We start from the raw sequence: 24,055 nt of genomic DNA, 5'->3' as shown, positions 1-24,055 counted from the left end.
CGATTCGCTACGGCGGCAGCGGAGTGATCCGCCCGTCCGCGGCGACCGAGAATCTGGCCAGCTCAGCACTCTCGGTCGGCACCGGCGGCTCGGCGAAGCCGAGAATGCACAGGTTGCCCAGTTGCGCCAGCCCGCGGACGCCGTGCTGCCGGCGCACGGCGAGTCCCGGCCATGCGTCCTCGCTGCACCAGCGCGCGTCGACGATCGACGCGTACGGCGCCACGTCGCCGAACACGGCGCAGTCGAGCACGCGGGAGTCGCGTGGCGCGACCGCCTTGACGATGACGTCGGCGTAGTAGACGAATTCCGGCGGGAAGCCGGAGGTCTGCAGGACGATGCGGCACCCCGGTTCGAACGAGCGGCTGCCGAGGGCCTCGCCCATCGCCAGATACGCCGCCGTCGGCGCGCGCGTCTCGTTCGCCCAGTCGCGCGCGACGCGGTGGGCGACGGCGAATCCCTGCAGCGCCAGCGCCAGCGATGCGGCGAGCAGCAGCCACTGCGAACGCAGTCCGCGCAGACCGGCGATGGCCGCCGCCCAGAGCAGCGCGCAGCCGGCGAAGGCGAGGTAGTAGAAACGGAGATTGATGGTGAGCCCGAGTCCGGCCGCGTCGCTGAGCGCCAGCCGCGTGACCGGCCATTGCAGCAGCGCCGGGACGACGAACATGACCGCGCCGACGCAGGCGAGCCGCACGGCACCCTCCTGACCCTGCCGGATCGCCCGCGCGAGGCCGACCAGCGCGAGCAGCGCCGCGGTGGCGAGCAGCGGCCACCAGCCTGCGCCGACCGGGCGAAAGCCGAACACGGCGGCGGGCAGGCGCAACCACCAGTAGCCGACGCCGCCGAGCAGCGCCGACAGCGATTGCGCGCCGTCGAGGGAAAAACCGAAGGACGGCACCGTCGCCGTGTGCAGGACGAACACGACGGCCATCGGCGCCAGCACCATGGCGAGCAGATCCCAGCGTCGCTCGCGCGTGCGCAGCCATTGCCAGCCGAGCAGCGCGAGCATCGCCGCGGCGACGGCCAGGCCGACTTCCTTCGAGCTCAGGCACAGGGCCAGGCTCGCCGCGGCCAGAAAGCCGAACGCGCGGCGGCCGGCCAGCGCGCGTTCGAATGCGTGCAGGGCGAGCAGGCCGAAGAACAGGCAGACCGGATCGAAGCGATCCGAGGTCCACAAGGCGGTGCCGGAGGTCGCCGGCAGGCAGGCGAACAGCACGCCGGCGAGGATGCCGATGCGGCGATCGCGTGCGAGGCGCGTCGCCACCGATCCGATCAGCAGCGCGTTGACGCCGTGCAGCAGCAGGTCGAGCAGGTTGTGCACCCAGGGATCGGTGCCGCCGAGCCAGGTGCACAATTCCCAGAACATCAGTCCGATCGGCCGGTAGAAGTAGGCCAGGGCGACGTTCTCGTAGAACGGAATCAACGGCGCGTCGAGGTGGCGCACGAGCGCGAGCCAGTAGAAATCCTCGGCCTGGAAGCCCGCATCGAGCAGCGGCGCGCAGGCGAGCATCGCCAGCAGCGGCACGCCGCCGTAGAGCGTGAGTCGCAGGAGGAGTGCGCGGCCGGGGGCTGGCGTGGGCGTGGATCCGGACATGGCCTGGCGTCGAGGGCGAAAACAGCGGATGACCGAGCCTATCCGATCGGCGTGGCGGTCGGTCGCCGGAACGCGCCGTCGCCGTCACGGGCTGCGAGGCGGCGCTACATGTCGAACTTGGCGACTTCGAATCCGGCCTGCCGGTAGGTCTTCCAGCGCTCGCGCGAGCCGGCACGCTGCGCCTCGTCGGCCGGCACGACTTCGAGCACGCGCTCGAACAGGCCGGGCGCGCAGTCGTCGCGCAGGTTGATCACCAGCGGACGGTCGGCGGTGGCGACGCCCGGCGGCGCGATCAGCACGGCGGTGATCGCGTCGTCCTCGTCGCCGGCGAGCTGGTGCGGGATGAACGCGTGCTCGTCGAATTCCCACAATTTCTCGTCGATCGCTTCGGCCTGGTCCTGCGAGCGCGCCAGGATCAGCGTCGGCTGCTCGCTGGCGTAGGCCTTCTTCGCCAGCTCGCAGACCAGCAGCAGCGGATCGTCGCGGAAACGCGGCTTGTCGATCAGGTAGAAGTCGGCGCGCGGCATCGGCCAGCCCTCACAGAGTCGTTCCGGGTTGCGCCGTGCCCGGCTGCAGCGCCAGCGCGAGGAACATGCCGATCATCATCGCGATCACGCTGCCGAACACCACGCCGAGGAAGCTCAGGATCGCCTGGCCGCGATGTCCGGCCGGGCGCGTCTTGTACAGGTAGTACGGCACGAAGATCGAGGTGATCAGCACGATGCCGACGTTCAGCCACCACGGCCGCCGGATGTCGAGCTGGCGCGAGTCGAAGTGCAGCCAGGCGAAGCAGGCGACCAGGGTCGCCAGCTGGTAGAGGACGTTCAGCGAGCTGCCGCGCAGGGCCTCGACCGTCGCCTGCGCGGTGGCGGCGTCGGTCAGGCCGGGATAGAGCACGACCAGCAGCGCGCCGAAGATCAGGTTGATGCCGAAGACCGCGGCGATCGCCTGCACCTTCCAGCGTTGGAGGGCGTCGTCGGTGCTCACGCGCTGCGGTCGATCAGGTATTGCGTCAGCAGCGGCACCGGGCGGCCGGTGGCGAGGCCCTTGCGGCCTTCCTCCCAGGCGGTGCCGGCGATGTCCAGGTGCGCCCAGCGGCGGCCGTTGACGAAGCGCGACAGGAAGCAGCCGGCGGTGATCGCGCCGGCGTACTTGCCGCCGATGTTGGCGACGTCGGCGAAGCCGGAGTCGAGCTGGCTCTGGTAGTCGTCCCACAGCGGCAGGCGCCAGGCGCGATCGTGCGTCACGCTGCCGGCGGCGAGCAGCTGCTCGGCGAGCTCGTCGTCCTTGCTCATCAGGCCGGAGGCGTGCTTGCCGAGCGCGACCACGCAGGCGCCGGTCAGCGTCGCCGCGTCGATGATGACCTGCGGGTCGAAACTTTGCGCGTAGGTCAGCGCGTCGCACAGGATCAGGCGGCCTTCGGCGTCGGTGTTGAGCACCTCGATGGTCAGGCCCGACAGGCTGGTCAGGATGTCGCTCGGGCGATAGGCGTTGCCGTCGGGCATGTTCTCGACCGCCGGCACGATGCACAGGAGGTTGATCGGCAGCTTCAGCTCCACCGCGGCGAGGAAGGTGCCGAGCACGCCGGCGGCGCCGCACATGTCGAACTTCATCTCCTCCATTCCGGCGCCGGGCTTGATCGAGATGCCGCCGGTGTCGAAGGTGATGCCCTTGCCGACCAGCGCGTAGGGCCTGGCGTCGCCGCCGCCCTTCCATTGCAGCACGATCAGCTTCGGCGGATTGGCCGAGCCTTGCGCGACGCCGAGCAGGGAGCCCATGCCGAGCTTGGCCATGTCCTCGCGCTCGAGCACGCTGAGGCTGACGCCGGCGTGCGCGTCGGCGAGCTGCTGCGCCTGCGCCGCGAGGTAGGCCGGATTGCAGATGTTCGGCGGCAGGTTGCCCAGCTCGCGCGCGAAGCGCACGCCGCTGGCGATCGCGGCGGCTTCGTTCAGCGCGCGATCGGCGGTGCCGGCCGCGGCGGCGAATGCGATCGCACCGAGCTGCGGCGCCTTCGAGGCTTCCTTCGGCTTGAACGTCGCGGTGTAGCGATAGGCCTGCGCGTCGGCGGCGAGCGCGGCGGTGCGGAGTTTCCAGGCGAGGTCGCGGCCGGGCACGTCGAGTTCGGTCAGGTACGACGCGGCGGCGTCGACCGGCAGGTTCTTCAGCGCGCGGCCGGCGTCGTTCGCGGCGCGATGGAACGCGGCGGCGTCGAACTTCTTCTGCTCGCCGAGGCCGACCACCAGCACGCGCGGCGCGGCGATGCCGGCGAGACCGAACAGCAGAGTCGTGCTGCCGAGCTTGCCGGTCGCGTCGCCGCTGTCGATCAGGCGCTTGATCGCGCCGCCGGAACGCTCGTCGACGCGCGCGGCGGCGCTCGACAGGGTGCGGTCCTCGTACAGGCCGACGACGAGGCAGGGCGCGGCGGCGGTCTCGGGGGCGTCGGCGGTGGTGCTGAACTTCAGGGTCATGGGGTGTCTATCCGTTCCGAATCGATGGCGAAAGCGGGCGTCCTGCCGCGGTTCGCGAGCGAGCGGCCGTCGAATCAGCCGCGCCGGCCGCGGCGGCACATCCATGCGCCGTTAACGATGCATCTGCATGATGGGCGCGCCGCGCGGGGTACACTTGCCGGCTGGCCGCGACGGAGTGCCCGTCCGGCTCGACCCGCGGAGAGCGAACCCGCTGCATGACCGATACGCACGCGAAGCCGTCCATTCTAAGGCAAAGCCTCGCCGCCCTGCGCGGATCGAGGTGGCTGCGCCTGCGCATCATCGACCGCTACCTGCTGCGCGAGCTCGCCACCAGCGTGCTCGCGGCGACCGTCGTGCTGCTGCTGGTGACGGTCGGCGGCGCGGTCGCCGACCTGCTGGCGAAGATCGCGCGCGGGCGCATCCCGGCGGATCTCCTGTTCACCCTGATCGGCCTGCGCAGCGTCGGCGCGCTGACCATCCTGCTGCCGCTCGCGATCCTGCTCGGCGTGCTGCTCGCCTACGGCCGCCTGTGGCGCGACAGCGAGATGGCCGTGCTGCAGTCGTCCGGACTCGACGTCGGCGGGCTGATGCGGCCTCTCGCGCTGTTCGCGCTGCCGGCGATGGTCGCGCTCGGCACGGTTTCGTTCTGGCTCGCTCCGGCCGCCGACCGCCTGTCCCAGAGCCTGATGCAGGAAGCCAACCGCTCGCTGATCGTCGCCGGCCTCGAACCCGGGCGCTTCGTCGACCTGCCCGGACGCGACGGCGTCATCTACGTCGGCGAGATGTCCGCCGACGGCACCCGGTTCAAGCGCATGTTCATCGAGAACGAGCGGCCGGACAAGGACGGCGGCAAGACGCGCATCGACGTGATCACCGCCACGCACGGCTATCTCTACCACGACGCCGACGGCGTCGGCCGCTACATCGCGCTGCAGGACGGTTTCCGCGTCGAAGGCAAGCTCGGCGAGGACGATTTCCGCCTGATGCGCTTCGCGCGCAACGACATCAAGCTGCCCGACGGCGACAACGACACCAACGAACTCACCGCCAAGCGCTCCGCGCCGACCGGGGCGCTGCTCGGCGGCGACGCCGATCCGGTCATGCTCGCCGAACTGCATTGGCGCCTCGCCGCGCCGCTGTCGGTGCTGGTGCTGGCCCTGCTCGCGCTGCCGTTGTCCAAGTCGAGCCCGCGCGAGCCGCGCTACGCGCGCCTGCTGCTCGCGCTGCTGCTCTGGCTGGTCTACTACAACGGCCTCCTGCTCGGGCGTTCGTGGATCAGCGTCGGCAAGCTGGCGCCCGGTTTCGGGTTGTGGTGGGTGTATCTGCCGACGCTGGCGCTGGCCGGCTGGCTGATCTGGAACGGCCAGCGCCTGCGCGCGCCGCGTACGGCGAGGAGGGCGGCATGATGCAGTGGGCTTCCAGGCCGGCGGCGCGGAAGAGGCCGGCGGCGGCGCTGGCCGATTTCTTCACGGTCAAGCGCGTCGACCGGCTGGTCGCGATGGCCGTGCTGACCGCGGTCGTCATCACCTGGTGCACGATCGTCTCGCTGGACGCGTTCCGTGCCTTCATCGGCGAGCTGGACGATGTCGGCAAGGGGCAGTACACGCTGCTCAACGCCGCCACCTACACGCTGCTGACGGTGCCGCGACGCTTCTACGAGATGTTCGGCTATGCCGCGCTGATCGGCGGCCTGATCGGACTCGGCGGCCTCGCCAACAGCGGCGAGCTGACCGCGTTGCGCGCCGCGGGCCTGTCGAAGCTGCGCATCTGCGCCTCGGTCGCGCTCAGTCTCGCGCTGCTGACCGCCTTCACCGCGGTGCTCGGCGAGACGCTCGGCCCCTGGGGCGACCGCCAGGGCAAGGCATTCTCGATGGCGTCCAAGACCAAGGACGTCGCGCTGGCGAAGGGCGGCACCTTGTGGGCGCGCGACGGCGAGACCGTGGTCAGCGCGCGCCGCGGCCGGACCCAGACCGCGACCGGCGAAGTCGATCTGGACGGCGTGCGCGTGTTCGAGTTCGACGCCGAGGGACGTCTGTTGTCGCTGTCGGTCGCCGACGGCGCCGCGCACGTGGAGAACGACTGGACCCTGCGCGGGGTCCGCCGCACCCAGTTCAGCACCGAGAGCGCGACCAGCACCGTGCAGCCGGAGCTGAGCTGGAAGTCCGGACTCGACCCGGGCCTGCTGTCGCTGAGCATCGTCCAGCCGCAGTACATGCCGCTGCGCGACCTCGACCGCAACATCTACTACCTCGACCGCAACCGCCAGGACGCATCGAGCTTCCGCAGCGCGTACTGGGCACGCGTGTTCTATCCGGTCAACGTGCTCGCGCTGGCGTTCTGCGCGGTGCCGTTCGCGTTCGGCGCGCTGCGCAGCGGCGGCCTGTCCAAGCGCCTGTTCCTCGGCATCGTGCTCGCGCTCGGCTTCTACTTCCTGCAGCGCGCGATCGTCAGCCTCGGCGCGGTCTACAGCCTGCATCCCGCGCTGGCGAACATGGTTCCGCCGCTGATCCTCGCCGCCGCGGCATGGGTGTACTTCCGCAAGCACGCCTGAGGCCGCGCGGACGCAGGGCCGCCGGCGACCGTGCACCGGCCGCCGCCCTGTGCGACAGGTCGCACAGGATCGGGCTGGGCGGGGTGTAAGATGCCGGCCGAAATCTCGGGGGAGCCAGAACCATGAGCAGCGTCGACTTCACCTCGTATCTGAAGCTGATGTCGCACAAGAAGGCGTCGGACCTGTTCATCACGGCCGGCGTGGCGCCGTCGATGAAGGTCAACGGCCGCATCGCGCCGATCACGCAGAACGCGCTGACGCCGCAGCAGTCGCGCGACATGGTGCTGAACGTGATGACGCCCTCGCAGCGCGAGGAGTTCGAGAAGACGCACGAGTGCCAGTTCGCGATCTCGGTGACCGGCGTCGGCCGCTTCCGCGTCTCGTGCTTCTACCAGCGCAACTGCGTCGGCATGGTGTTGCGCCGGATCGAGACGCGCATTCCGACCATCGAAGAGCTCAGCCTGCCGTCGATCATCAAGTCGCTGGCGATGACCAAGCGCGGCATCATCATCTTCGTCGGCGCCACCGGTACCGGTAAGTCGACCTCGCTGGCGGCGATGATCGGCTACCGCAATCAGAACTCCACCGGCCACATCATCACGATCGAGGACCCGATCGAGTACGTGCACGAGCACGCCGGCTGCATCGTCACCCAGCGCGAACTCGGCATCGACACCGATTCCTGGGACAACGCGCTGAAGAACACGCTGCGCCAGGCGCCCGACGTCATCATGATCGGCGAGGTGCGCACGCGCGAGACGATGGAGCACGCGATCAACTTCTCCGAGACCGGTCACCTGTGCCTGTGCACGCTGCATGCGAACAACGCCAACCAGGCGATGGACCGCATCATCCATTTCTTCGCCGAGGACCGCCGCCAGCAGCTGTTCATGGACCTGTCGCTGAACCTCAAGGGCGTCGTCGCGCAGCAGCTGATTCCGACGCCGGACGGCAAGGCGCGCCGCGTCGCGATGGAGGTCATGCTCGGCACGCCGCTGGTCGCCGACTACATCCGCCAGGGCGAGATCCACAAGCTCAAGGACGTGATGAAGGAATCGACCAACCTCGGCATGCGCACCTTCGACCAGAGCCTGTTCGAGCTGTACCAGGCCGGCGAGATCAGCTACGAGGACGCGCTGCGCCACGCCGATTCGGCCAACGAGGTGCGCCTGAAGATCAAGCTGGCGCAGGGCGGCGACGCGCACACGCTGAGCCAGGGACTCGACGGCGTGGAGCTGGTGGAGACCTGAGGAGCTTCCGGAGGAGCGTTTTCTCGCAGAGGCGCAGAGATCGCAGAGAAGAGATTCTTCAGATTTTCTCCGCGATCTCTGCGCCTCTGCGAGAGAAGCTTCTTCAGAAGCAAAGGCGCGATCCAGGGGCGACTCGTGCGATCATCGCGCTCTTTCGTTCCACGCTGCCGCTCTTGATCGCCGTCGATGTCCCGTACTGAACTCGAACGCCTCCGTCGCGTCTGGCAGATACTCGGTCGCGACGATCCGCTCTGGGCGGTCCTGTCGCAGCCGGACAAGCGCGAGGGGCGCTGGCAGCTCGACGAATTCTTCGCCACCGGCAAGCTCGAGGTCGATGCGCAGCTCGCCCTGCTCGCCGCCGAGGGCTGGCCGCGCGAGCGCGGACTCGCGCTCGACTTCGGATGCGGCGTCGGCCGGCTGTCGCGGGCGCTCGGCGCGCACTTCGAGCACGTGATCGGCGTCGACGTGTCGGCCAGCATGATCGCGGCCGCGCGCGAGTTGAACGCCGATGCGGATCGCCTCGAATTCCGCGAGAACGCCTCGCCGCGCCTGGACGGCATCGCCGACGCCAGCGTCGATCTGGTGTTCTCGCACATCACCCTGCAGCACATCCCGACCGCATTGGCGGCCGGCTACGTCGACGAGTTCTTCCGCGTGCTCGCGCCCGGCGGCGTGGCGGTGTTCCATTTCGTCGAGGAGACCGACACCAGCCTGCGCGGACGCGTGTTCGGATGGCTGCCCAATCGCTGGCTGAACCCGCTGCGCCGTGTGCTCTGGCGCCGCCGCGACGTATTCGAGATGCACGAATTGCCGGAACGCGAGCTGCACGCGCGTCTCGCCCGTCATCCTCACCTGCGCCTGTTGAGCGCGCTCGACGACGCCTCGGCCGGGCCCGGCTGGCGCGGGCGGCGCTGGTACGTCGTCAACGACGCCGAGATGCCGCAGACGGTGGAGCAGAACGGCTACCACGTCTACGCCTACGCCAGCGACGCGCACATGGGCGCGCCGGTCCTGGCCGGCCAGGCACACGAGCCGCACGTCGCGAACGCGCTGCGCGAGCGCCTGCACGAAGGCGACGTCGCCCTCGACGTCGGCGCGAACATCGGCCTGATGAGCCTGCTCGCCGCTTCGCTGGTCGGGCCGCGCGGGCGCGTGATCGCGGTCGAGCCGATCGCGCGCAACCGCCGGCTGATCGCGCGCTCGGCGCAGGCGAACGGCTTCCGTCAGCTCGAGCTGATCGCCGCGGCGGCGTCGAACCGGACCGGTGCGATCGAATTGCGCACGCATCCGACCACCTCCAACAGCGCGCGCCCGGCGGCGGCCGGCGAACGTCTGCGCGACGCCAAGGGCAGCGGCGAACGCGTGCCGGTGGTCGTGCTCGACGAGGTGCTGCGCGAGTGCGACCGGCTCGATCTGATCAAGATCGACGTCGAAGGCATGGAGCCGCTGGCGATGCGCGGCCTGGAACGCACGCTGGAGAAGTTCCGTCCCGTGCTGGTGACCGAGTTCCATCCCTGGGCGATCGAACGCGCCACGGCGAGCGCCCCGATCGACTACCTGCGCTGGCTGCGCCGCTTCTATCCGGCCTTCGTGGTGCTGCATCGCGACGGTCGTCGCCAGCGCTGCGTCGAGCCCGACGAGGTGATGGCGATCTGGCGCGCCGAGAACGAGGCCGCGCAGCTCGACGGCCGTCTGCATCTGGATCTGCTGCTGGCGACGGATACCTGAGATCGTCCTCGATCGCTACGGCGTGCCGGTGATCCAGAACGCCCAGGTGCGCCGTCGGAGGCGCCTGCTTGCGACCCCCTCTCTCCGTTCTCCATCTAGTGCCTGCTCTCGCAGAGACGCGGAGGGCGCAGAGAATGCACTGGTTGGTGCACCAGCTTTCTCGGCGTGCTCTGCGTCTCTGCGAGCCAATCCCTGTTACTGCTTGGCGTACTCGACGTCCTGCGTGATGTCGATGCCCTCGGGGCCGAAGCTCATGCCGCCGCCGACGCGCTTGAACCATTGCGCGTACATCGCATAGAGCTTGCGCTGCATGTCGATGCCGGCGCGATCCTTGTCCGGCAGCTTGTCGCCGAACAGCGCGAACGCGTCGCCGAGCAGCTTGTACACGCTGCCGCTGACGTTCGAGTCGATGATCGTGCCGGACGTCGCCGCGGACGCCGTCACGGCCGTCTCGAGCTTGGCGGTCTGGTCCTTGCCGATCGCGAGCCCGAGCGCCTTCGCGCCCATCGCGGCGTGGATCTCGCGGCCTTCCGCGTAGCCGCCGGGCACCACGTCGGACGGAATCGCGACGGCCTTGCCGTCCGGCGTCAGCGTGATCTTCTGCAGTGCCGGCACCGACATCTGCGCCAGGCCGGTGAGGAAGGTCGGATTGTTGCTGCCGATCAGCACGCGGCCGGAGACGTCGAACTTCTCGCTGTCGTTCGCATCCGGCAGCACGAGGCTGTCGAGCGTGAGGCGCACGCCGACCAGATCGGCCAGCGGCGGCGGAATCATCTGCTCGATCTTCGTCTTCATGTCCGCGAACTCCGCGTTCAGCGGCTGCAGCGCCTCGCATTTGAACGGCGCGGCGGCGATCGCATCGGCCTGCGCGACGAGGAAGTCGCGTCCGCGCAGTACCGGCAGCGCGAACGCGATCTCGAACAGCGCATCGCCGGAGTTGCTGCCGGGCAGCGCGCCCGGCAACGCGGCGAGCGCCTTCGCCAGGGTCGGATCGAGGTCGAGGCGCATGTGCATCGTCATGCGCTCGGCGTCGAACTTCGTATAGCCGAGCGCGAGACGCGGCGCCTTCGCGGCAATCGCGTCGAACTCGCCGCGGCAGGTCGCGTCGAGCACCGGTTTCGGCTCGTCGGCGGCCTTGGCGATGGCCTCGACGGCCGGGTCGTCGTTGAGCAGGGCGAGCAGGCGGCGCGTGTCGATCCAGCCGCTGCCGTAAGGCAGGTAGCCGCGCGCCTTGTTGAAGGCGGCCAGCGCGTCGGTGTCGGCCAGGCTTTGCGCCGGGCGGTCGAGGCCGAGCACGCGGCGCTTCGTCGCGTCGTCGGCGCCGGACGGGACGACGGTGACGACCAGATGCTTGCCCTCGATCGCCACCAGGCCGAGCAGCGGAGCGCTGCCGATCGTCCACACGTCCTGTTCGCCGACGCGTGCGGTCGCCAGCTTCTCGCCTGCATTCTGCTCGACGCGCGCGATCATCGCGCGCAGCGCGTCGGCGTCGAGAATCTCCGCGCGCAGCACCGGCAGCAGACCGACGCCGTAGAGCGCCGAGCGCACCTGCGTGCCGAGTCCGACTTCACGCCATTTCTCCGGCGTGTCGCGGCCGCGGATCTCGTCGAGGACCGCCTTCAGCACGCGCCGGACCTTCGCGTGTTCCGCGACCTGTTCCGGGGTCGCATCCTCGTCCTTGAGCTGCCCGGTATCGGCGAGGAGCTGATCGAACATCGGAAAGATCGCCGACCAGACGCTTTGCGCCTGCGCGGTGAGATGCTTGGCCGTCGCTTCCGGTATCGGTTCGAGTGCGGCGATCACGTACGGCGTATCCGCCGGCACGAAGGCGAGCGGGGCGTCGTTGTCCGCCTTCTTGCCGCAGGCGGCGGCCAGTGCGGCGGTGAGGGCGATGAATCCAATCCTGGCGTGTCTGCGCATGCGGCGTCTTCCGGTGGTGGAACCGACATTCTGGCGGCCGTCGGTGTGGCCGTCGATGAAAACGGATCACGGAACGGCGCGCGGATGCGTCATTCCAGGTGGATCGGATCGCGAGCGACGCTCAGCCGCGCAGCAATGTCTCCAATGCCGCCATGCGCGCGAACACGCCGTTGCCGACCTGCTCGAGCACTGCCGACTGCGCGCCGTCGGCGACGTCGGAGGCGATCTCGACGCCGCGGTTCATCGGTCCGGGGTGCATGACGACGGCGTCGGGCCGCGCGCGCGCGAGGCGCTTGGCGTCCAGGCCGTAGCGGGCGAAGTACGTGGTTTCGTCGAACGCGAGGCGTTCCATGCGTTCCTTCTGCAGCCGCAGCATGACGACGACGTCGGCGCCTTCGATGGCCGCGTCGAAATCCTCCAACGAACGGCACTGCGGGAATTCGCCCGCATCCGGCAGCAGCGCGGCCGGCCCGCACAGGCGGATCTCGCCGGCGCCGAGCGCGGCGAGGCCGTGCACGTCCGAACGCGCGACGCGCGAATGGCGGATGTCGCCGCAGATCGTCACCGTCAATCCTTCGATGCGCCCCTTGCGATCGCGCATGGTCAGCAGATCGAGCAGGCCCTGCGTCGGATGCGCGTGGTTGCCGTCGCCGGCGTTCAGCACCGCCGCGCGGCGCGCGTGCGCGGCGAGGCGCGCCGGCGTGCCGTTTTCCTTGTGGCGCACGACGAAGGCGTCGGCGTCCATCGCTTCCAGCGTGGCCAGCGTGTCTTCCAGCGTCTCGCCCTTGCTGGTGGAGGAACTGGCGATGTCGAAATTCACCACCAGCGCGCCGAGCCGGCGCGCGGCGAGTTCGAAGCTCGTGCGCGTGCGCGTCGACGGTTCGAAGAACAGGTTCACCACCGTCCGCCCGGCCAGCAGCGGCGGCAGCGTGCCGGCGCGGAACTGCGCGCGCAGCTCGGCCGCGCGATCGAGCAAGGCGAGGATGCGTTCGCGGCCGAGGTCTTCGAGGGTCAGCAGGTGGCGCAGGCGATCGGACGTGGGCATATGGTTCGAAGTCAAGCGGGTTCGAAGTCAGGCGGGTTCGGAGTCAGGAGGTGGCGGGAGTCGTGATGCTCGATGCGCCGTCGGCCAGCCAGCGTTCCAGGATGATCGCGGCGGCCAAGGAGTCGATGTCGGCGGCGTGCTTGCGCTTGGCGGCGCCGCTGGCACGGCGTTCGGCGAAGCGGTGCGCCGCTTCGCGCGAGCTGTGGCGTTCGTCGACCAGTTCGACCGGCCGCGCGTGACGGCGCTCGAGCGCGCGCGCGAACTCGCGCGCGACGCGCGTCATCGGCTGTTCGCCGCCGTCGAGGGCGAGCGGCAGGCCGACCACGAAGCGATCCGGCCGCCATTCGGCGACCAGCGCGTCGAGGCGCGGCCAGTCGCCGTTCGCGACTGCGGCCAGCGCGCGAGCGCCGGCGGTGAGGCGGTTGCCGAGCGCCACGCCGATCAGACGGGAGCCGACGTCGAAAGCGAGGATGTTGCCGGTCGCGAAACCTGCGTTTGAAGCGGCGTCGGGATTCTCAGGCGTGGCCGGCATAGCTGGCCATCTGGAACAGGTTAACGCCGACCAGGTTCGCCGCCGCTTCCCAGCGCTGGTCCAGCGGCGTCTCGAACAGCAGCCGCTCGGAGGCCGGCGCGGTCAGCCAGTGGTTCTCGACCAGTTCCTGCTCGAGCTGGCCCGGGCTCCAGCCGGAATAGCCGAGCGCGACGACCGCGTGGCGCGGCCCGTTGCCGGCGGCGATCGCGACCAGAATGTCGCGCGAGGTCGTCACGCTCACGCGTTCGGAGATGCGGAACGAGGACTCCCAGTCGCCGTTCGGCGTGTGCAGCACGAAGCCGCGCTCGGGCTGCACTGGTCCGCCGATCAGCACGGGCGCATCGACGACGTCCGGAATCTCCGAGTGCATGTTCATCTGCGCGAGCACGTCGCCGAGGCGGTATTCGGACAGGCGATTGATCATCAGACCCATCGCGCCGTCCTCGCCGTGCTGGCACAGAAAGGTGACGCCGCGCGCGAAGTTCGGATCGCGCAGCGCGGGCATCGCGATCAGCAGCTGGTTCGTGAGCGGGGTGGATTCGGGCATGGCGCGAATTGTACCCAGGAGACGGAGCGGGCGTATGGCAGCCGCGGTGCGGCGAGCGGCGGCTGGTTACGTGTCGCTCAGATTTCATCGGCATGTCCGTGCTTCGTCACGCAATGAGGCGCTCTTCGGGACGGCCTCCTGTGGATGTGCGACGAACAGCACCTCGATGTGGCATTGGAGAACGCTCATACGGAGGTCTGTTCGACCGAAAAATCCCGGAGCGCGACGGGATGTCTCGAGGACTTGGATTGAAATGACCACGATATACTGCCACGCGCTTTCTGGAGGTGAGGCCGCTGGCTTTCTCTCCTCCTGCGGCAGCGATTCCATACCGATGCAGGGACGGGGAATAGGAAATGCACACGATCGTACTGCGCGCGGGAGCTCGGCGTGCTGGCGGAATCGCACGAGTCTTCTCGATCGCGATCCTCGGTTTTCTGGCGATGCTGTCTTCTTCGCGCGATGCCCTGGCGGAATCGCTCAGCTCAGGCTTCGCACATACCTGCGCGATCACTCCCCTCGGTGGAGTGAAATGCTGGGGCGACAACACGTATTTCGGCCTTGGCGACGGCACACGCAACCCCACTTCGTTGCCTGTCGACGTGCTCGGTCTGCAAGACAGAGTGACGGACATAGCCGTCGGCGCGTTCTACAGCTGCGCGCTGACCGCGCGGGGCGCCGTCAAGTGCTGGGGTTATGGCCTCAACGGCCAGGTCGGCATCGGCCTCGAAACGGTTGCGGAAAGACCCGCTCTCGTTTCCGGACTGGGGGCCGGGATGCGTGCGATCACGGCAGGGCCGACGCACGCCTGCGCGCTCACCGACGCGGGTGACGTCCTGTGCTGGGGCAACAATGAATTCGGCCAACTCGGAGATGGCACCGAAGCGAACTCCGTGGTGCCTGTGCCTGTGTCGGGACTCGGGCCCGGAACGTTGGCGATTGCTGCCGGAGCCGATCATTCGTGTGCGCTGACGGCTGCGCGGGGAGTGAAATGCTGGGGGCGGAACGAATCCGGCCAGCTCGGCGACGGCACGTTCGCGAAGCGCTCGACGCCGGTGAATGTCGTCGGTCTGGACTCCGGGGTTGCAGCCGTCTCTCTCGCCGTGGGGCACAGCTGCGCTTTGACCGTCGTGGGACGAGTCAAGTGTTGGGGCGGCAATGGTTCGGGTGAACTCGGGAACGGAACCCCGTCGAGCAGCTCCCCCGTGCCCGTGGATGCAACAGCGCTGGAGGACGCCGCCATCGCCATTGTCACCGCCTATTGGCATACCTGCGCGTTGACCGGCCGCGGCGCCGTGAAATGCTGGGGCTCCAACTTCGACGGGCAGCTCGGTGACGGAACGACGAATGACCGCTCAGGCGCAGTCGAGGTCGAGGGCCTGGGATCCGGTGTCGTCGCGTTGGCGGCCGGCTATTCGCACACGTGCGCAAGATTGAGGACGGGCGAGTTGCGCTGCTGGGGGAGCGGCAGCATGAATCAGCTCGGAAACGGCATTCCCATCACACGCGAAGTCCCGACGGATGTCGTCGGGTTGGGTGCGAGCGAAGTCGAGGTGGCGACGGCGGAACATCATGCCTGCGCACTTTCCGCAGATGGAGCCGCGAGTTGCTGGGGGTGGAATTCCTTCGGTGAGCTCGGCGACGGAACGACGAGTCCTCGTTCGACCGCATCGGCAGTGACCGGGATCGGCTCCCCTCTGACCGCCGTCGCCACGGGCGTGGCGCATTCGTGTGCGATTACGCAGGGAAACGCTGTTTGGTGTTGGGGCTTCGGCGCATTCGGACAGCTCGGTGACGGCTACAGGGAAAACCGCGCCGCGCCGGTCGCGACGATGAGACTGGACGGAAACGCCGCCGAACTCGCTCTGGGTTACGTCCACAGTTGCGCCCTGACCTTGGACGGCGAAGTGCGCTGCTGGGGCAACAACGAGGTCGGACAGCTGGGTGTAGGAAACGATATCGAGGGGCGTTCGTCTCCTCTCCCGGTGATCGAGCTGGGGCCCGGCGTCAAGGCGATTGCCGCGGGGGCTTACCATTCCTGCGCAATCACTGCCGCGGGCGGGGTGAAATGCTGGGGACAGAACGCCAGCGGCGAACTTGGCGACGGCACGACGACCAACAGGAACAAGCCGGTCGACGTGCAAGGACTGGGCACGGACGTCGTCGCAATCAGCGCCCATGCGCAGCAGACCTGCGCACTCACCCGATCCCGTGCTGTGAGATGCTGGGGAAATGGCGCGCCAGCGATCGTGGACGTCGCCGGCCTCGACGGCGAGATCATCATGATCGCCGCGGGAGCCGCGCATGGCTGCGCGTTGATGGGCGGCGGAAGCCTGAAGTGTTGGGGCGCCAACCACTACGGTCAGCTCGGCGACGGAACGCGGGACTATCGGCCCAATGCGGTCGGGGTAAGGGAAGCGTCCAGCGGCGTGAGTCGTGTCGCTGCCGGCGACAGGAATACGTGCGCCATCGTGGCCGGAGTCGTGAGGTGCTGGGGCAGCACGGTTTTCGGGCAGGTCGGCAACGGGGACGTCGGCTATGCTCTGGTTCCGCAGAAAGTCGTGGGCTCTCCGTTCACGTCCGTGCCGCCGCGGCTGAGGTCGGATGCGCTGAGGCTTCGATCGCATCGCTGACTGAAGTGCGTGCCATCTCCATGAGCGCTCGACGGCGGACGCTAGCGCGGCCGCGAATGCAGAAGAATTGTCGGAATGGGCCGCTCGGAATGACGAGGATGCGCTGAGGACTTCAGGGTCGTCTTGCTGACGATGTTTTCGCTCGGTCTGCCGACCAGCAACGTACGGCGTGAAGGGTCGTAGGCGTAGGTTGGCTTTGGCCCATTGAAAGGGACGATTCCACGAATGCTGGTCTCGACCGGCGCGCTGCCGATCGTCGGACGAGCGCCGTCGACCAGCGTGACCGTGGCGATCTGTGTCGGGCTGGCAATGGAGGGCGCCGTCAGAACCAGATAGTTGCCGTCACCGAGTGGAACGAGGCCGTTGTTGCCCAGCGGGCTTTCCGCCATTGGCCCGGTCATCGAGTTCGTGGACGACACGACTCCGGAGAGGCCGCTGCGGCCATTGGCCCACGTCACGGCCCCGATCGGCGAAGGCATGCCCCAGGCAGGGGACGAGACGAGATAGTTGCCGTTCCTCAATGCGATGACCGGCTCGCTGCCGAGCTGTTCCAAAGAATGAACGCCGACCAGAGCCTTGTCGGCCGACAGCTCGCCCGTCGTCGGCGCGCTACCGTCGACCCACATCACCGCGCCGGCGTCGGGTCTGGAGTCGTAATCGTCTGACCAACGTGGACTGACGACGACGTAGTTGCCGTTGGTCAGCGCAACGATTCCGCCGCGGTCGCTTTGTACGGTTTTCACGACGGAGTTTCGGGTGGAGACCGGACCGGTGGTTCCGATTTTTCCGTCGCCCCAGGTGACCGCGCCCCGAGCAGAGGCGTCGTCCTCGCTCCAGTTCGGACTCGAGACGACGTAGTTGCCGTTGCCGAGAGCGACGATCTCCGTGCCGACGAAATCCGCCCCCCTTACGCCGACGAGGGAGTTCTCGGTGGTGACGGGCCCGGTGAGGCCGGTTCTTCCGTCCGCCCATGTCGCAGCGCCTGCGAGCTGAACATTGCCGTTGGTCCACGTGCTGCTGCTCGTGACGTAGTTGCCGTTGGCGAGCGCGACGAGCCTCTCGCCGACACCATCGTGATCCGTGGTTCCTACCAGGGAGTTCCGCGCGGAGATCGGCCCGGATACGCCATGGGTTCCGTCACCCCACGTGACGGCCCCGACGTAGCGGACTGCGCCGTTGCTCCAGCCGGTGCTCGGAACGACGTAGTTGCCGTTGTCGAGCGCCGTAGTCCGCGCGTATTGGGCGTACCCGACGGCGTCGCCCCCGGTCGTTCCGACGAGCGAATTGAGCGGGGAAACCGCACCCGAGAGTCCTCTTCTGCCGTCGACCCAGGTCGCCGCGCCGGCGTCGCCCATCTCGCCGTTGTGCCAGAAGGCGCTGGTGACGACGTAGTTGCCGTTGGTGAGAACCGCAATGCCGTGGGAGCCTATTTTGTCGTTCTCTCTGGTTCCGACCAGGGAATTGCTCGTCGAGACTTCGCCGTGAACGCCGACGTTGCCGTCGCCCCACGTCACGGCCCCGACGGCGTTCGCCGAGCCGTTGCTCCAGCGCGAGCTGACGACGACGTAGTTGCCGTTGGACAACGCGACGACATGATCGGACTGCGGCCAGTCGCCATCGCCGACCGAGTCGTAGGGTGCCGTTCCGATCAACGAATTGCTGCCGGAGACGGCGCCGGAGGCTCCGGACCGACCATCCGCCCACGTCACGGCGCCGGCGGATTCGGCATCGCCGTTTTTCCATCGGGAGCTGATGACGACGTAGTTGCCGTTGGTGAGCGGGGTTGCCCCGTGAGAACCGACGTTGTCGTCGGTCTGCGTTCCGACCAGCGAGTTGTCGGAGGACACCGTGCCGGAAAGTCCGCGAACGCCGTCGACCCACGTCGCCGCTCCGGCTCGGAGGGAGGTTGCGTTGTTCCAGCCGGGACTCAGGACGACGAAGTTGCCGTTCTTCAGTACGACGATTCCGCCGCCGCCGACGAAGTCGTCGGGCTTGTCGCCACGGAGCGTGCTGATCAGCACGCCGGCAGGCGTATAGAGGTGAACTGCGCCCGCGTTCTGCGCGGTCAGGTTCGCTTTATGGTCGGTGACGACGAAATTGCCGTTCGGCAACACGACGACGTTGATGCCGAAGGCGACGCTTCCCGGTGGCCCTGCGATGTCGACCGGTGCCGCGTATCCATTCGGCGCCGCTGCTGCACCGAGGAAGACGAGGCGTTGGAGCGCGATGCGAGCCGCGCGGCGAATAATCCGATCCTGCCCCATCCTTCCCCCTCGCACGGCCGTTGCGCGACGCACCGGTCAATCGTTTCCAAATTCGTGCCCGACTCGCTCTTGCAAGCCCGAGCCCGTCACCGATTCCGCAAGATATCCCCAGGCAAGAACTGCCAAGTCCGCGAAATGTACAACTCGTCGACCTTCTCCTTGCTCTCCGGCAACGGCGGAAACGGCTCGGCCAGGCGCGTGATGCGCACGGCGGCGTCGTCGAGCACCTTGTGGCCGCTGGATTGGATCACGTCGATGCTCTTGATCTTGCCGGCGCGGTCGAGGCCGACGGTCAGCACGAGCTGGCCGTGCAGCTGCTTGCGGCGCGCCTCGTCCGGATAGTTCAGGTTGCCGACGCGCTCGATGCGCGCGACCCAGGCGCGCATGTAGGCGGCGAATTCGTATTCCTGCGTGTTGGCCGAGATGTACTTGCGCTTCGGGCGCTTGGCGTACTGCTCGGCTTCCTTCTGGATCTCCTGCGCGAGCTGGGCCATCTCGAGGCGGCGTTGCTCGCTTTCCTGTTCCGTCGCGGCGGGGCGCTCGGGGGCTTCAGGAGCCTGCCGGTCCGTTTCGACGGTGAAGTCGGATTTGCGCTGCGTGAGCCGTTCGACCGGGCTCGGCGGCGTCGGCCGCGGCGCGCCGTCTTCGAGCGGCACCGGCGCGACGCCGGCCTGCAGCTTCGGCACCGGCCCCGACAGCGGCTGCGCGGGACGGTGCGCCTTGTCGGCTTCGCCGCCGCCGCTGTTGCTGGCCTGCGCGACGAAGTCGGCCTTGTCGGGTTTCTCGCTGTTGGCCGATTGCACGAGGATCACGTCGAGCGAGGGCAGGCGCGGTGCCGGCTTCTCGAACTCGAACGTCAGCCCGAGCGCGAGCACGGCGTGCGCGACGACCGAGAACAGCAGGGTGACGCCGAGGCGGTCCGCGCTGGCGGGCGCGGCATCGGCCGGAACCGGATCGCTCATCGGGTCGCTTCGAGACGGTCGAACAGCGTGCCGGCGATGTTCAGGCCGTACTGCGCGTCGAGTTCGCGCACGCAGGTCGGCGAGGTCACGTTGACTTCGGTCAGCCAGTCGCCGATCACGTCCAGGCCGACGAAACGCAGGCCGCGGCGCACCAGCTCGGGGCCGACCTGGGCGGCGATCCAGCGGTCGCGCTCGGACAGCGGCACGCCTTCGCCGCGTCCGCCGGCGGCGAGGTTGCCGCGGAACTCGTCGCCCTGCGGAATGCGCGCCAGCGCGTACGGCACCGGTTCGCCGTCGACCAGCAGCACGCGCTTGTCGCCGCTCTTGATCTCCGGGATGAACTTCTGCGCGATCGCGAAATGGCGTCCGTTCTCGGTCAGCGTTTCGAGGATCACGTTGAGGTTCGGGTCGCCGTGGTGCGAGCGGAAGATGCTGCGCCCGCCCATGCCGTCGAGCGGCTTCAGCACGACTTCGCCGTGCAGCGCGACGAAATTCTTGAGGTCGGCGGCGCGGCGCGCCACCGCGGTCGGTGCGCAGCATTGCGGGAAGTGCAGCGCGAACAGCTTCTCGTTGCAGTCGCGCAGGCTCTGCGGCCGGTTGACCACGCACACACCGTCACGTTCTGCCAATTCGAGCACGAGAGTGTCGTAGATGAACTGCGCGTCGACCGGCGGGTCCTTGCGCGCCAACACGAAATCGATGCCGGCGAACTCGCGCCAGGTCGCCTCGCCGAGGCTGAACCAGTCGTGCGGGTCGTCGCGCACGACCACCGGAGCCATGCGGCCCCAGGCCTTGCCGTCGAGTACCGCCAGGTCGCCCTGGGTCATGTACAGGAGCGTGTAGCCGCGGCGCTGCGCCTCGAGCAGCATCGCCAAGGTGGTGTCCTTCTTCGGGGAGATCCGCTCGATCGGATCCATCAGCACGGCGAGAGTTCGGGTCATGGGCGGCGTTCCGGAAACGCGCAAGCATAGGCGCGAAAGGCGATCGGGAGCTGCGAACCCTGCCGCGCCGGCGAACGCTCGCGGCGTCCGCGCCGCGACGCAGGTCGCATCGGAGCGGGGCGGCGCATACTACACTCGGGGCGTTCATCGGCGGGGCGGGCGGCAGGCTCGATCTTTCGCCAATTCGCGGGCTTACCGCAACAACTTGACAGCTTCGCTGACGTGTTGGATAAGGCGGGTTCTTAGGTTGCTTCGAGGCCGCATCCGGCTGATGCCGGGTACGAGTCTTGCATGCCTGTTGCGGCAGATCGGCCGGCGGCCGTGGGCCGTCGGTTTGATGCAGGGGGAAGAGTGGACGACAGCAACGAGGGTGGCCTGGCCGGCATCAAGGTGATGGTCATCGACGATTCGAAGACCATCCGCCGCACGGCCGAGACGCTGCTGCGCAAGGAAGGCTGCGACGTCGTCACGGCGACGGACGGTTTCGAGGCGCTGGCGAAGATTTCCGACCAGCAGCCGCAGATCATCTTCGTCGACATCATGATGCCGCGGCTGGACGGCTATCAGACCTGCGCGTTGATCAAGAACAACCAGATGTTCAAGTCGACGCCGGTGATCATGCTGTCGTCGAAGGACGGCCTGTTCGACAAGGCGCGCGGCCGCATCGTCGGTTCCGAGCAGTATCTGACCAAGCCGTTCACCCGCGAGGAGCTGCTCGGTGCGATTCGCCGGCACGTAGACGTCAAGTAGAGCCAGCTTGCCAATCGATCGACAGGGGGTGGATATGGCAGTCAACCATCACGAAGCAGCGCTGGTGTCCGGCGCCCGCAGGAGCGTCGGATGAGCCCCAGCGGCCTTTCCGCGCTGAGCCCGTTCGAAGCGCTCGCCGCCTACGAGCAGCGCAGCCTCGCGCATGCCGCGGGCGCGCCGGAGCAGATCGAGGCGCCCGGCCTGTGGCGCGGCATCGGCTTCCGCCTGCGTGATCGCCATTTCGTCAGCAACATCGCCGACGTCAACGAGATCCTGACCCTGCCGGCGCTGACCGCCGTGCCCGGCGCGCGCGGCTGGCTGCTCGGCATCGCCAATGTGCGCGGCAACCTGGTGCCGGTGGTCGACCTGTACGAATTCGTCGCCGGCCACCGCAGCGCGGTCGGCGAGACCACGCGCGTGCTGATCGTGCGCCAGCCCGGCGGCAGCGTCGGCCTGCTGGTCGACGAACTGTTCGGCCAGCGCAGCTTTTCGCAGGAGCAGATCGCGGCGGCGGTCGGCGAGATCGACGAGCGCTACGCGCGCTACGTCGGCGAGAACGTGCAGTCGGGCGAGATCCTGTGGGGCCTGTTCAGCATGGGCGAACTGGTGCGCACGCCGGAATTCCAGCAGGCGGCGGCGTGATCGGCGCGCAGGGACATCGGCGCAGGTCGAGTAAATGCCGAATGGGTTCGGCGACTTCGCGCCCGCGCGAGCGGGCATCCATCGGAAACGGCGAGTTGGATTTCCGTGCTCGCGGAAATGACGACTTCTTCGAAGTTTGCTTAGGGGGTGGGGCGTGAGTACTACGGCGGGTGCACTCGGTCGCGAACGCAGCGGCGGTGCGAACACGGTGCTGTTCGTGCTGCTCGGATTCCTGTTCGTGTTCGCGATCGTCGACTTCGTGTTTCTGTATCTGGCCGGTTCCGACGACCGCAAGGCGACTTCCTACACGACGCAGATCCAGGTCTCGTCGCAGCAGCTCGCCAAGTACGCCGCCGAAGCGGCCAGCGGCAACGAACTCGCGCTCCAGGAACTGGAAAGCACGCGCGCGAACATCGACACCTACGTCAAGGCGCTCAATTCCGGCGACAAGACCGGCATGCCGGCCTACATCGACAAGCCCGGCGTGAGCACCGAGCTGCAGCTGCTGAACAAGGCCTGGGCCCAGCTGCAGGCGAACGCGAAGAAGATCCTCGACAACAAGGACCTCGTGCTCGGCGCGGTGGCCGGCGCCAAGGACTTCACCGACAAGCTGTCCGGCCTCAACGCGCGCATGAGCGAGGTCGTCAACATCCTGACCGACCGCAACGCGAGCGCCTCGCAGGTCTACATCACCTCGCGCCAGATGCAGCTGGCCGACCGCATGGGCGGCCGCGTCGGCCGCATCCTGGCCGGCGGCGCGGACACGCAGAGTTCCGCTGCGGGCCTCGAGCGCGACGCGCGCCTGTACCAGACCGTCGTCACCGGCCTGCTCGAAGGCGCGTCCGAGCTCAACATCAAGCCGCTCGACAACGCCAACGCCAAGCAGATCGTCGGCGACGTCGCGCAGCAGTGGACCGCGGTCGACACCTCGATCAAGACGATCCTCAACGCGGCGACCAACCTGCAGGAAGTCAAGGACGCCGCCGACGCCAGCTTCAACGACAGCCAGAGCGTGCTGCTGTACGCCGGCAACGTCGCCCAGCGCGTCGACGAGCTGCCGCGCAAGCGCCTGTTCCCGAACCCGATCTGGGGCGTGATCGCCGCCGCCGGCGCGCTGCTCCTGCTGCTCGTGCTCGGCTACAACATGGTCCGCGACCAGCAGCGCCGCTACCAGCAGACGGTCGAGCTGAACCAGCGCAACCAGGACGCGATCCTGCGCCTGCTCGACGAGATGGGATCGCTCGCCGAAGGCGACCTCACGGTCAAGGCCACGGTCACCGAGGACATCACCGGCGCGATCGCGGACTCGGTCAACTTCGCCGTCGAGGCGCTGCGCAGCCTGGTGACGACGATCAACGAGACCGCCGTGCAGGTGTCGGCGGCGGCGCAGGAAACGCAAGGCACCGCGATGCACCTGGCCGACGCGGCCGAGCATCAGGCGCGCCAGATCAGCACCGCCTCGGGCGCGATCAGCGAGATGGCGAACTCGATCGACACCGTGTCGCAGAACTCCGGCGAGAGCGCCGAGGTGGCGCAGCGCTCGGTGCAGATCGCGACCAACGGCGCCGCCGTGGTGCGCCAGACGATCCAGGGCATGGACTCGATCCGCGACCAGATCCAGGAGACCTCCAAGCGCATCAAGCGCCTGGGCGAGTCCTCGCAGGAGATCGGCTCGATCGTCGAACTGATCAACGACATCGCCGAGCAGACCAACATCCTCGCCTTGAACGCGGCGATCCAGGCCGCCTCCGCCGGCGAGGCGGGGCGCGGCTTCGCGGTGGTCGCCGACGAAGTGCAGCGACTGGCCGAACGCGCCTCCGGCGCGACCAAGCGAATCGAGACGCTGGTGCAGACGATTCAGTCCGACACCAACGAGGCGGTCAGCTCGATGGAGCAGACCACCGCGGAAGTGGTCTCCGGCGCGCGCCTGGCCGAGGACGCCGGCCACGCGCTGGGCGAGATCGAAACGGTGTCGAGCGACCTCGCCGAGCTGATTCAGAACATCTCCGGCTCCGCGCGCCAGCAGTCGTCGGCCGCGACCAACATTTCCTCGACCATGAACGTGATCCGCGAGATCACCTCGCAGACCTCGGTCGGCGCCAGTCAGACCGCCGAATCGATCGGCAACCTCGCTCAGCTGGCGGCGGACCTGCGCCGTTCGGTCGCGGACTTCAAGCTGCCTGGTTAGGTCGATGCGCATGCCGCGGTTTTCCGCACATCTTGAATCCATC

19 protein-coding genes are annotated in these 24,055 nt (G+C 68.3%); 8 read left to right on the top strand and 11 right to left on the bottom strand.

Translation table 11 applies throughout. The features are described 5' to 3' along the window. Window positions 1–7 precede the first annotated feature (7 nt). The 4 genes from J7520_RS19720 to J7520_RS19705 all read right to left on the bottom strand — a co-directional run bounded on the left by J7520_RS19720 (window position 8) and on the right by J7520_RS19705 (window position 4,059). Window positions 8–1,591 carry a hypothetical protein gene (locus tag J7520_RS19720; RefSeq protein ID WP_291192196.1) on the bottom strand — a complete coding sequence of 528 codons (1,584 nt, stop codon included), beginning with the start codon at window positions 1,589–1,591 and terminating at the stop codon, window positions 8–10. A 104-nt stretch (window positions 1,592–1,695) separates the two neighbouring features. After that, on the bottom strand, window positions 1,696–2,118 hold the full coding sequence (locus J7520_RS19715; protein WP_291192194.1) for a DNA polymerase III subunit chi: 423 nt from the start codon (window positions 2,116–2,118) through the stop codon (window positions 1,696–1,698). A 10-nt stretch (window positions 2,119–2,128) separates the two neighbouring features. Continuing rightward, complete coding sequence (locus tag J7520_RS19710; protein ID WP_291192192.1) at window positions 2,129–2,578, bottom strand: hypothetical protein; 450 nt, start codon at window positions 2,576–2,578, stop codon at window positions 2,129–2,131. Continuing rightward, window positions 2,575–4,059, bottom strand: a complete 1,485-nt coding sequence (locus J7520_RS19705) for a leucyl aminopeptidase (RefSeq protein WP_291192190.1) — start codon at window positions 4,057–4,059, stop codon at window positions 2,575–2,577. The genes J7520_RS19710 and J7520_RS19705 overlap by 4 nt, the downstream gene beginning before the upstream one ends. Before the next feature lie 215 nt (window positions 4,060–4,274). Between J7520_RS19705 and lptF the strand changes: the two genes are divergently transcribed. The 4 genes from lptF (at window position 4,275) to J7520_RS19685 (ending at window position 9,588) form a co-directional block, all read left to right on the top strand. Continuing rightward, a complete protein-coding gene (gene lptF / locus J7520_RS19700) occupies window positions 4,275–5,465 on the top strand; it encodes an LPS export ABC transporter permease LptF (protein WP_291192188.1) in 1,191 nt (396 codons plus the stop codon). Next, on the top strand, window positions 5,462–6,610 hold the full coding sequence (gene lptG / locus J7520_RS19695) for an LPS export ABC transporter permease LptG (protein WP_291192186.1): 1,149 nt from the start codon (window positions 5,462–5,464) through the stop codon (window positions 6,608–6,610). Before lptF ends, lptG begins: the two co-directional genes overlap by 4 nt. A gap of 122 nt (window positions 6,611–6,732) precedes the next feature. After that, window positions 6,733–7,860, top strand: coding sequence for a PilT/PilU family type 4a pilus ATPase (locus J7520_RS19690; protein ID WP_291192184.1), 1,128 nt, complete (start codon window positions 6,733–6,735; stop codon window positions 7,858–7,860). Between the two features lie 186 nt (window positions 7,861–8,046). Next, on the top strand, window positions 8,047–9,588 hold the full coding sequence (locus tag J7520_RS19685) for an FkbM family methyltransferase (protein WP_291192182.1): 1,542 nt from the start codon (window positions 8,047–8,049) through the stop codon (window positions 9,586–9,588). 195 nt (window positions 9,589–9,783) lie between these two features. Here J7520_RS19685 and J7520_RS19680 read toward each other — a convergent pair whose 3' ends face one another. The 4 genes from J7520_RS19680 to J7520_RS19665 all read right to left on the bottom strand — a co-directional run bounded on the left by J7520_RS19680 (window position 9,784) and on the right by J7520_RS19665 (window position 13,632). Further along, on the bottom strand, window positions 9,784–11,508 hold the full coding sequence (locus J7520_RS19680; protein WP_291192180.1) for a hypothetical protein: 1,725 nt from the start codon (window positions 11,506–11,508) through the stop codon (window positions 9,784–9,786). A 121-nt stretch (window positions 11,509–11,629) separates the two neighbouring features. Next, window positions 11,630–12,568 (bottom strand): aspartate carbamoyltransferase catalytic subunit, encoded by a 939-nt coding sequence (locus J7520_RS19675; RefSeq protein ID WP_291192178.1) that lies wholly within the window; start codon window positions 12,566–12,568, stop codon window positions 11,630–11,632. A gap of 28 nt (window positions 12,569–12,596) precedes the next feature. Next, on the bottom strand, window positions 12,597–13,085 hold the full coding sequence (gene ruvX, locus J7520_RS19670; RefSeq protein WP_291192177.1) for a Holliday junction resolvase RuvX: 489 nt from the start codon (window positions 13,083–13,085) through the stop codon (window positions 12,597–12,599). Then, a complete protein-coding gene (locus tag J7520_RS19665) occupies window positions 13,069–13,632 on the bottom strand; it encodes a YqgE/AlgH family protein (RefSeq protein ID WP_291192175.1) in 564 nt (187 codons plus the stop codon). The genes ruvX and J7520_RS19665 overlap by 17 nt, the downstream gene beginning before the upstream one ends. Before the next feature lie 356 nt (window positions 13,633–13,988). Between J7520_RS19665 and J7520_RS19660 the strand changes: the two genes are divergently transcribed. After that, window positions 13,989–16,265, top strand: coding sequence for a hypothetical protein (locus tag J7520_RS19660; protein ID WP_291192173.1), 2,277 nt, complete (start codon window positions 13,989–13,991; stop codon window positions 16,263–16,265). A 41-nt stretch (window positions 16,266–16,306) separates the two neighbouring features. Here the strand turns inward: J7520_RS19660 and J7520_RS19655 are convergent, their stop codons facing one another. The 3 genes from J7520_RS19655 to gshB form a co-directional block, all read right to left on the bottom strand. Beyond that, entirely contained in the window at window positions 16,307–18,529 is a 2,223-nt protein-coding gene (locus tag J7520_RS19655; RefSeq protein WP_291192171.1) for a hypothetical protein, read from the bottom strand. A gap of 86 nt (window positions 18,530–18,615) precedes the next feature. Further along, window positions 18,616–19,491, bottom strand: a complete 876-nt coding sequence (locus J7520_RS19650; protein WP_291192170.1) for an energy transducer TonB — start codon at window positions 19,489–19,491, stop codon at window positions 18,616–18,618. After that, window positions 19,488–20,432: a glutathione synthase gene (gene gshB / locus J7520_RS19645; protein WP_291192168.1), complete on the bottom strand. Its 945-nt coding sequence runs from the start codon at window positions 20,430–20,432 to the stop codon at window positions 19,488–19,490. The genes J7520_RS19650 and gshB overlap by 4 nt, the downstream gene beginning before the upstream one ends. A gap of 393 nt (window positions 20,433–20,825) precedes the next feature. Here gshB and J7520_RS19640 point away from each other — a divergent pair, with 393 nt between their 5' ends. From J7520_RS19640 to J7520_RS19630, 3 genes are all read left to right on the top strand, one after another. Further along, window positions 20,826–21,182, top strand: coding sequence for a response regulator (locus tag J7520_RS19640; RefSeq protein WP_291192273.1), 357 nt, complete (start codon window positions 20,826–20,828; stop codon window positions 21,180–21,182). A gap of 90 nt (window positions 21,183–21,272) precedes the next feature. After that, the gene (locus J7520_RS19635; protein ID WP_291192166.1) at window positions 21,273–21,824 is read left to right on the top strand and encodes a chemotaxis protein CheW; all 552 of its coding nucleotides are present in this window, start codon (window positions 21,273–21,275) and stop codon (window positions 21,822–21,824) included. A gap of 154 nt (window positions 21,825–21,978) precedes the next feature. Then, window positions 21,979–24,012, top strand: a complete 2,034-nt coding sequence (locus tag J7520_RS19630; RefSeq protein ID WP_291192164.1) for a methyl-accepting chemotaxis protein — start codon at window positions 21,979–21,981, stop codon at window positions 24,010–24,012. The last annotated feature ends 43 nt before the right edge of the window (window positions 24,013–24,055 follow it).

This window comes from Dokdonella sp., from assembly GCF_017744955.1.
In the GTDB taxonomy this organism is placed as follows: Bacteria; Pseudomonadota; Gammaproteobacteria; order Xanthomonadales; family Rhodanobacteraceae; genus Dokdonella_A.
The sequence above is the reverse complement of the archived record's forward strand: the minus strand, read 5'-3'. Positions and strand labels throughout refer to the sequence as shown.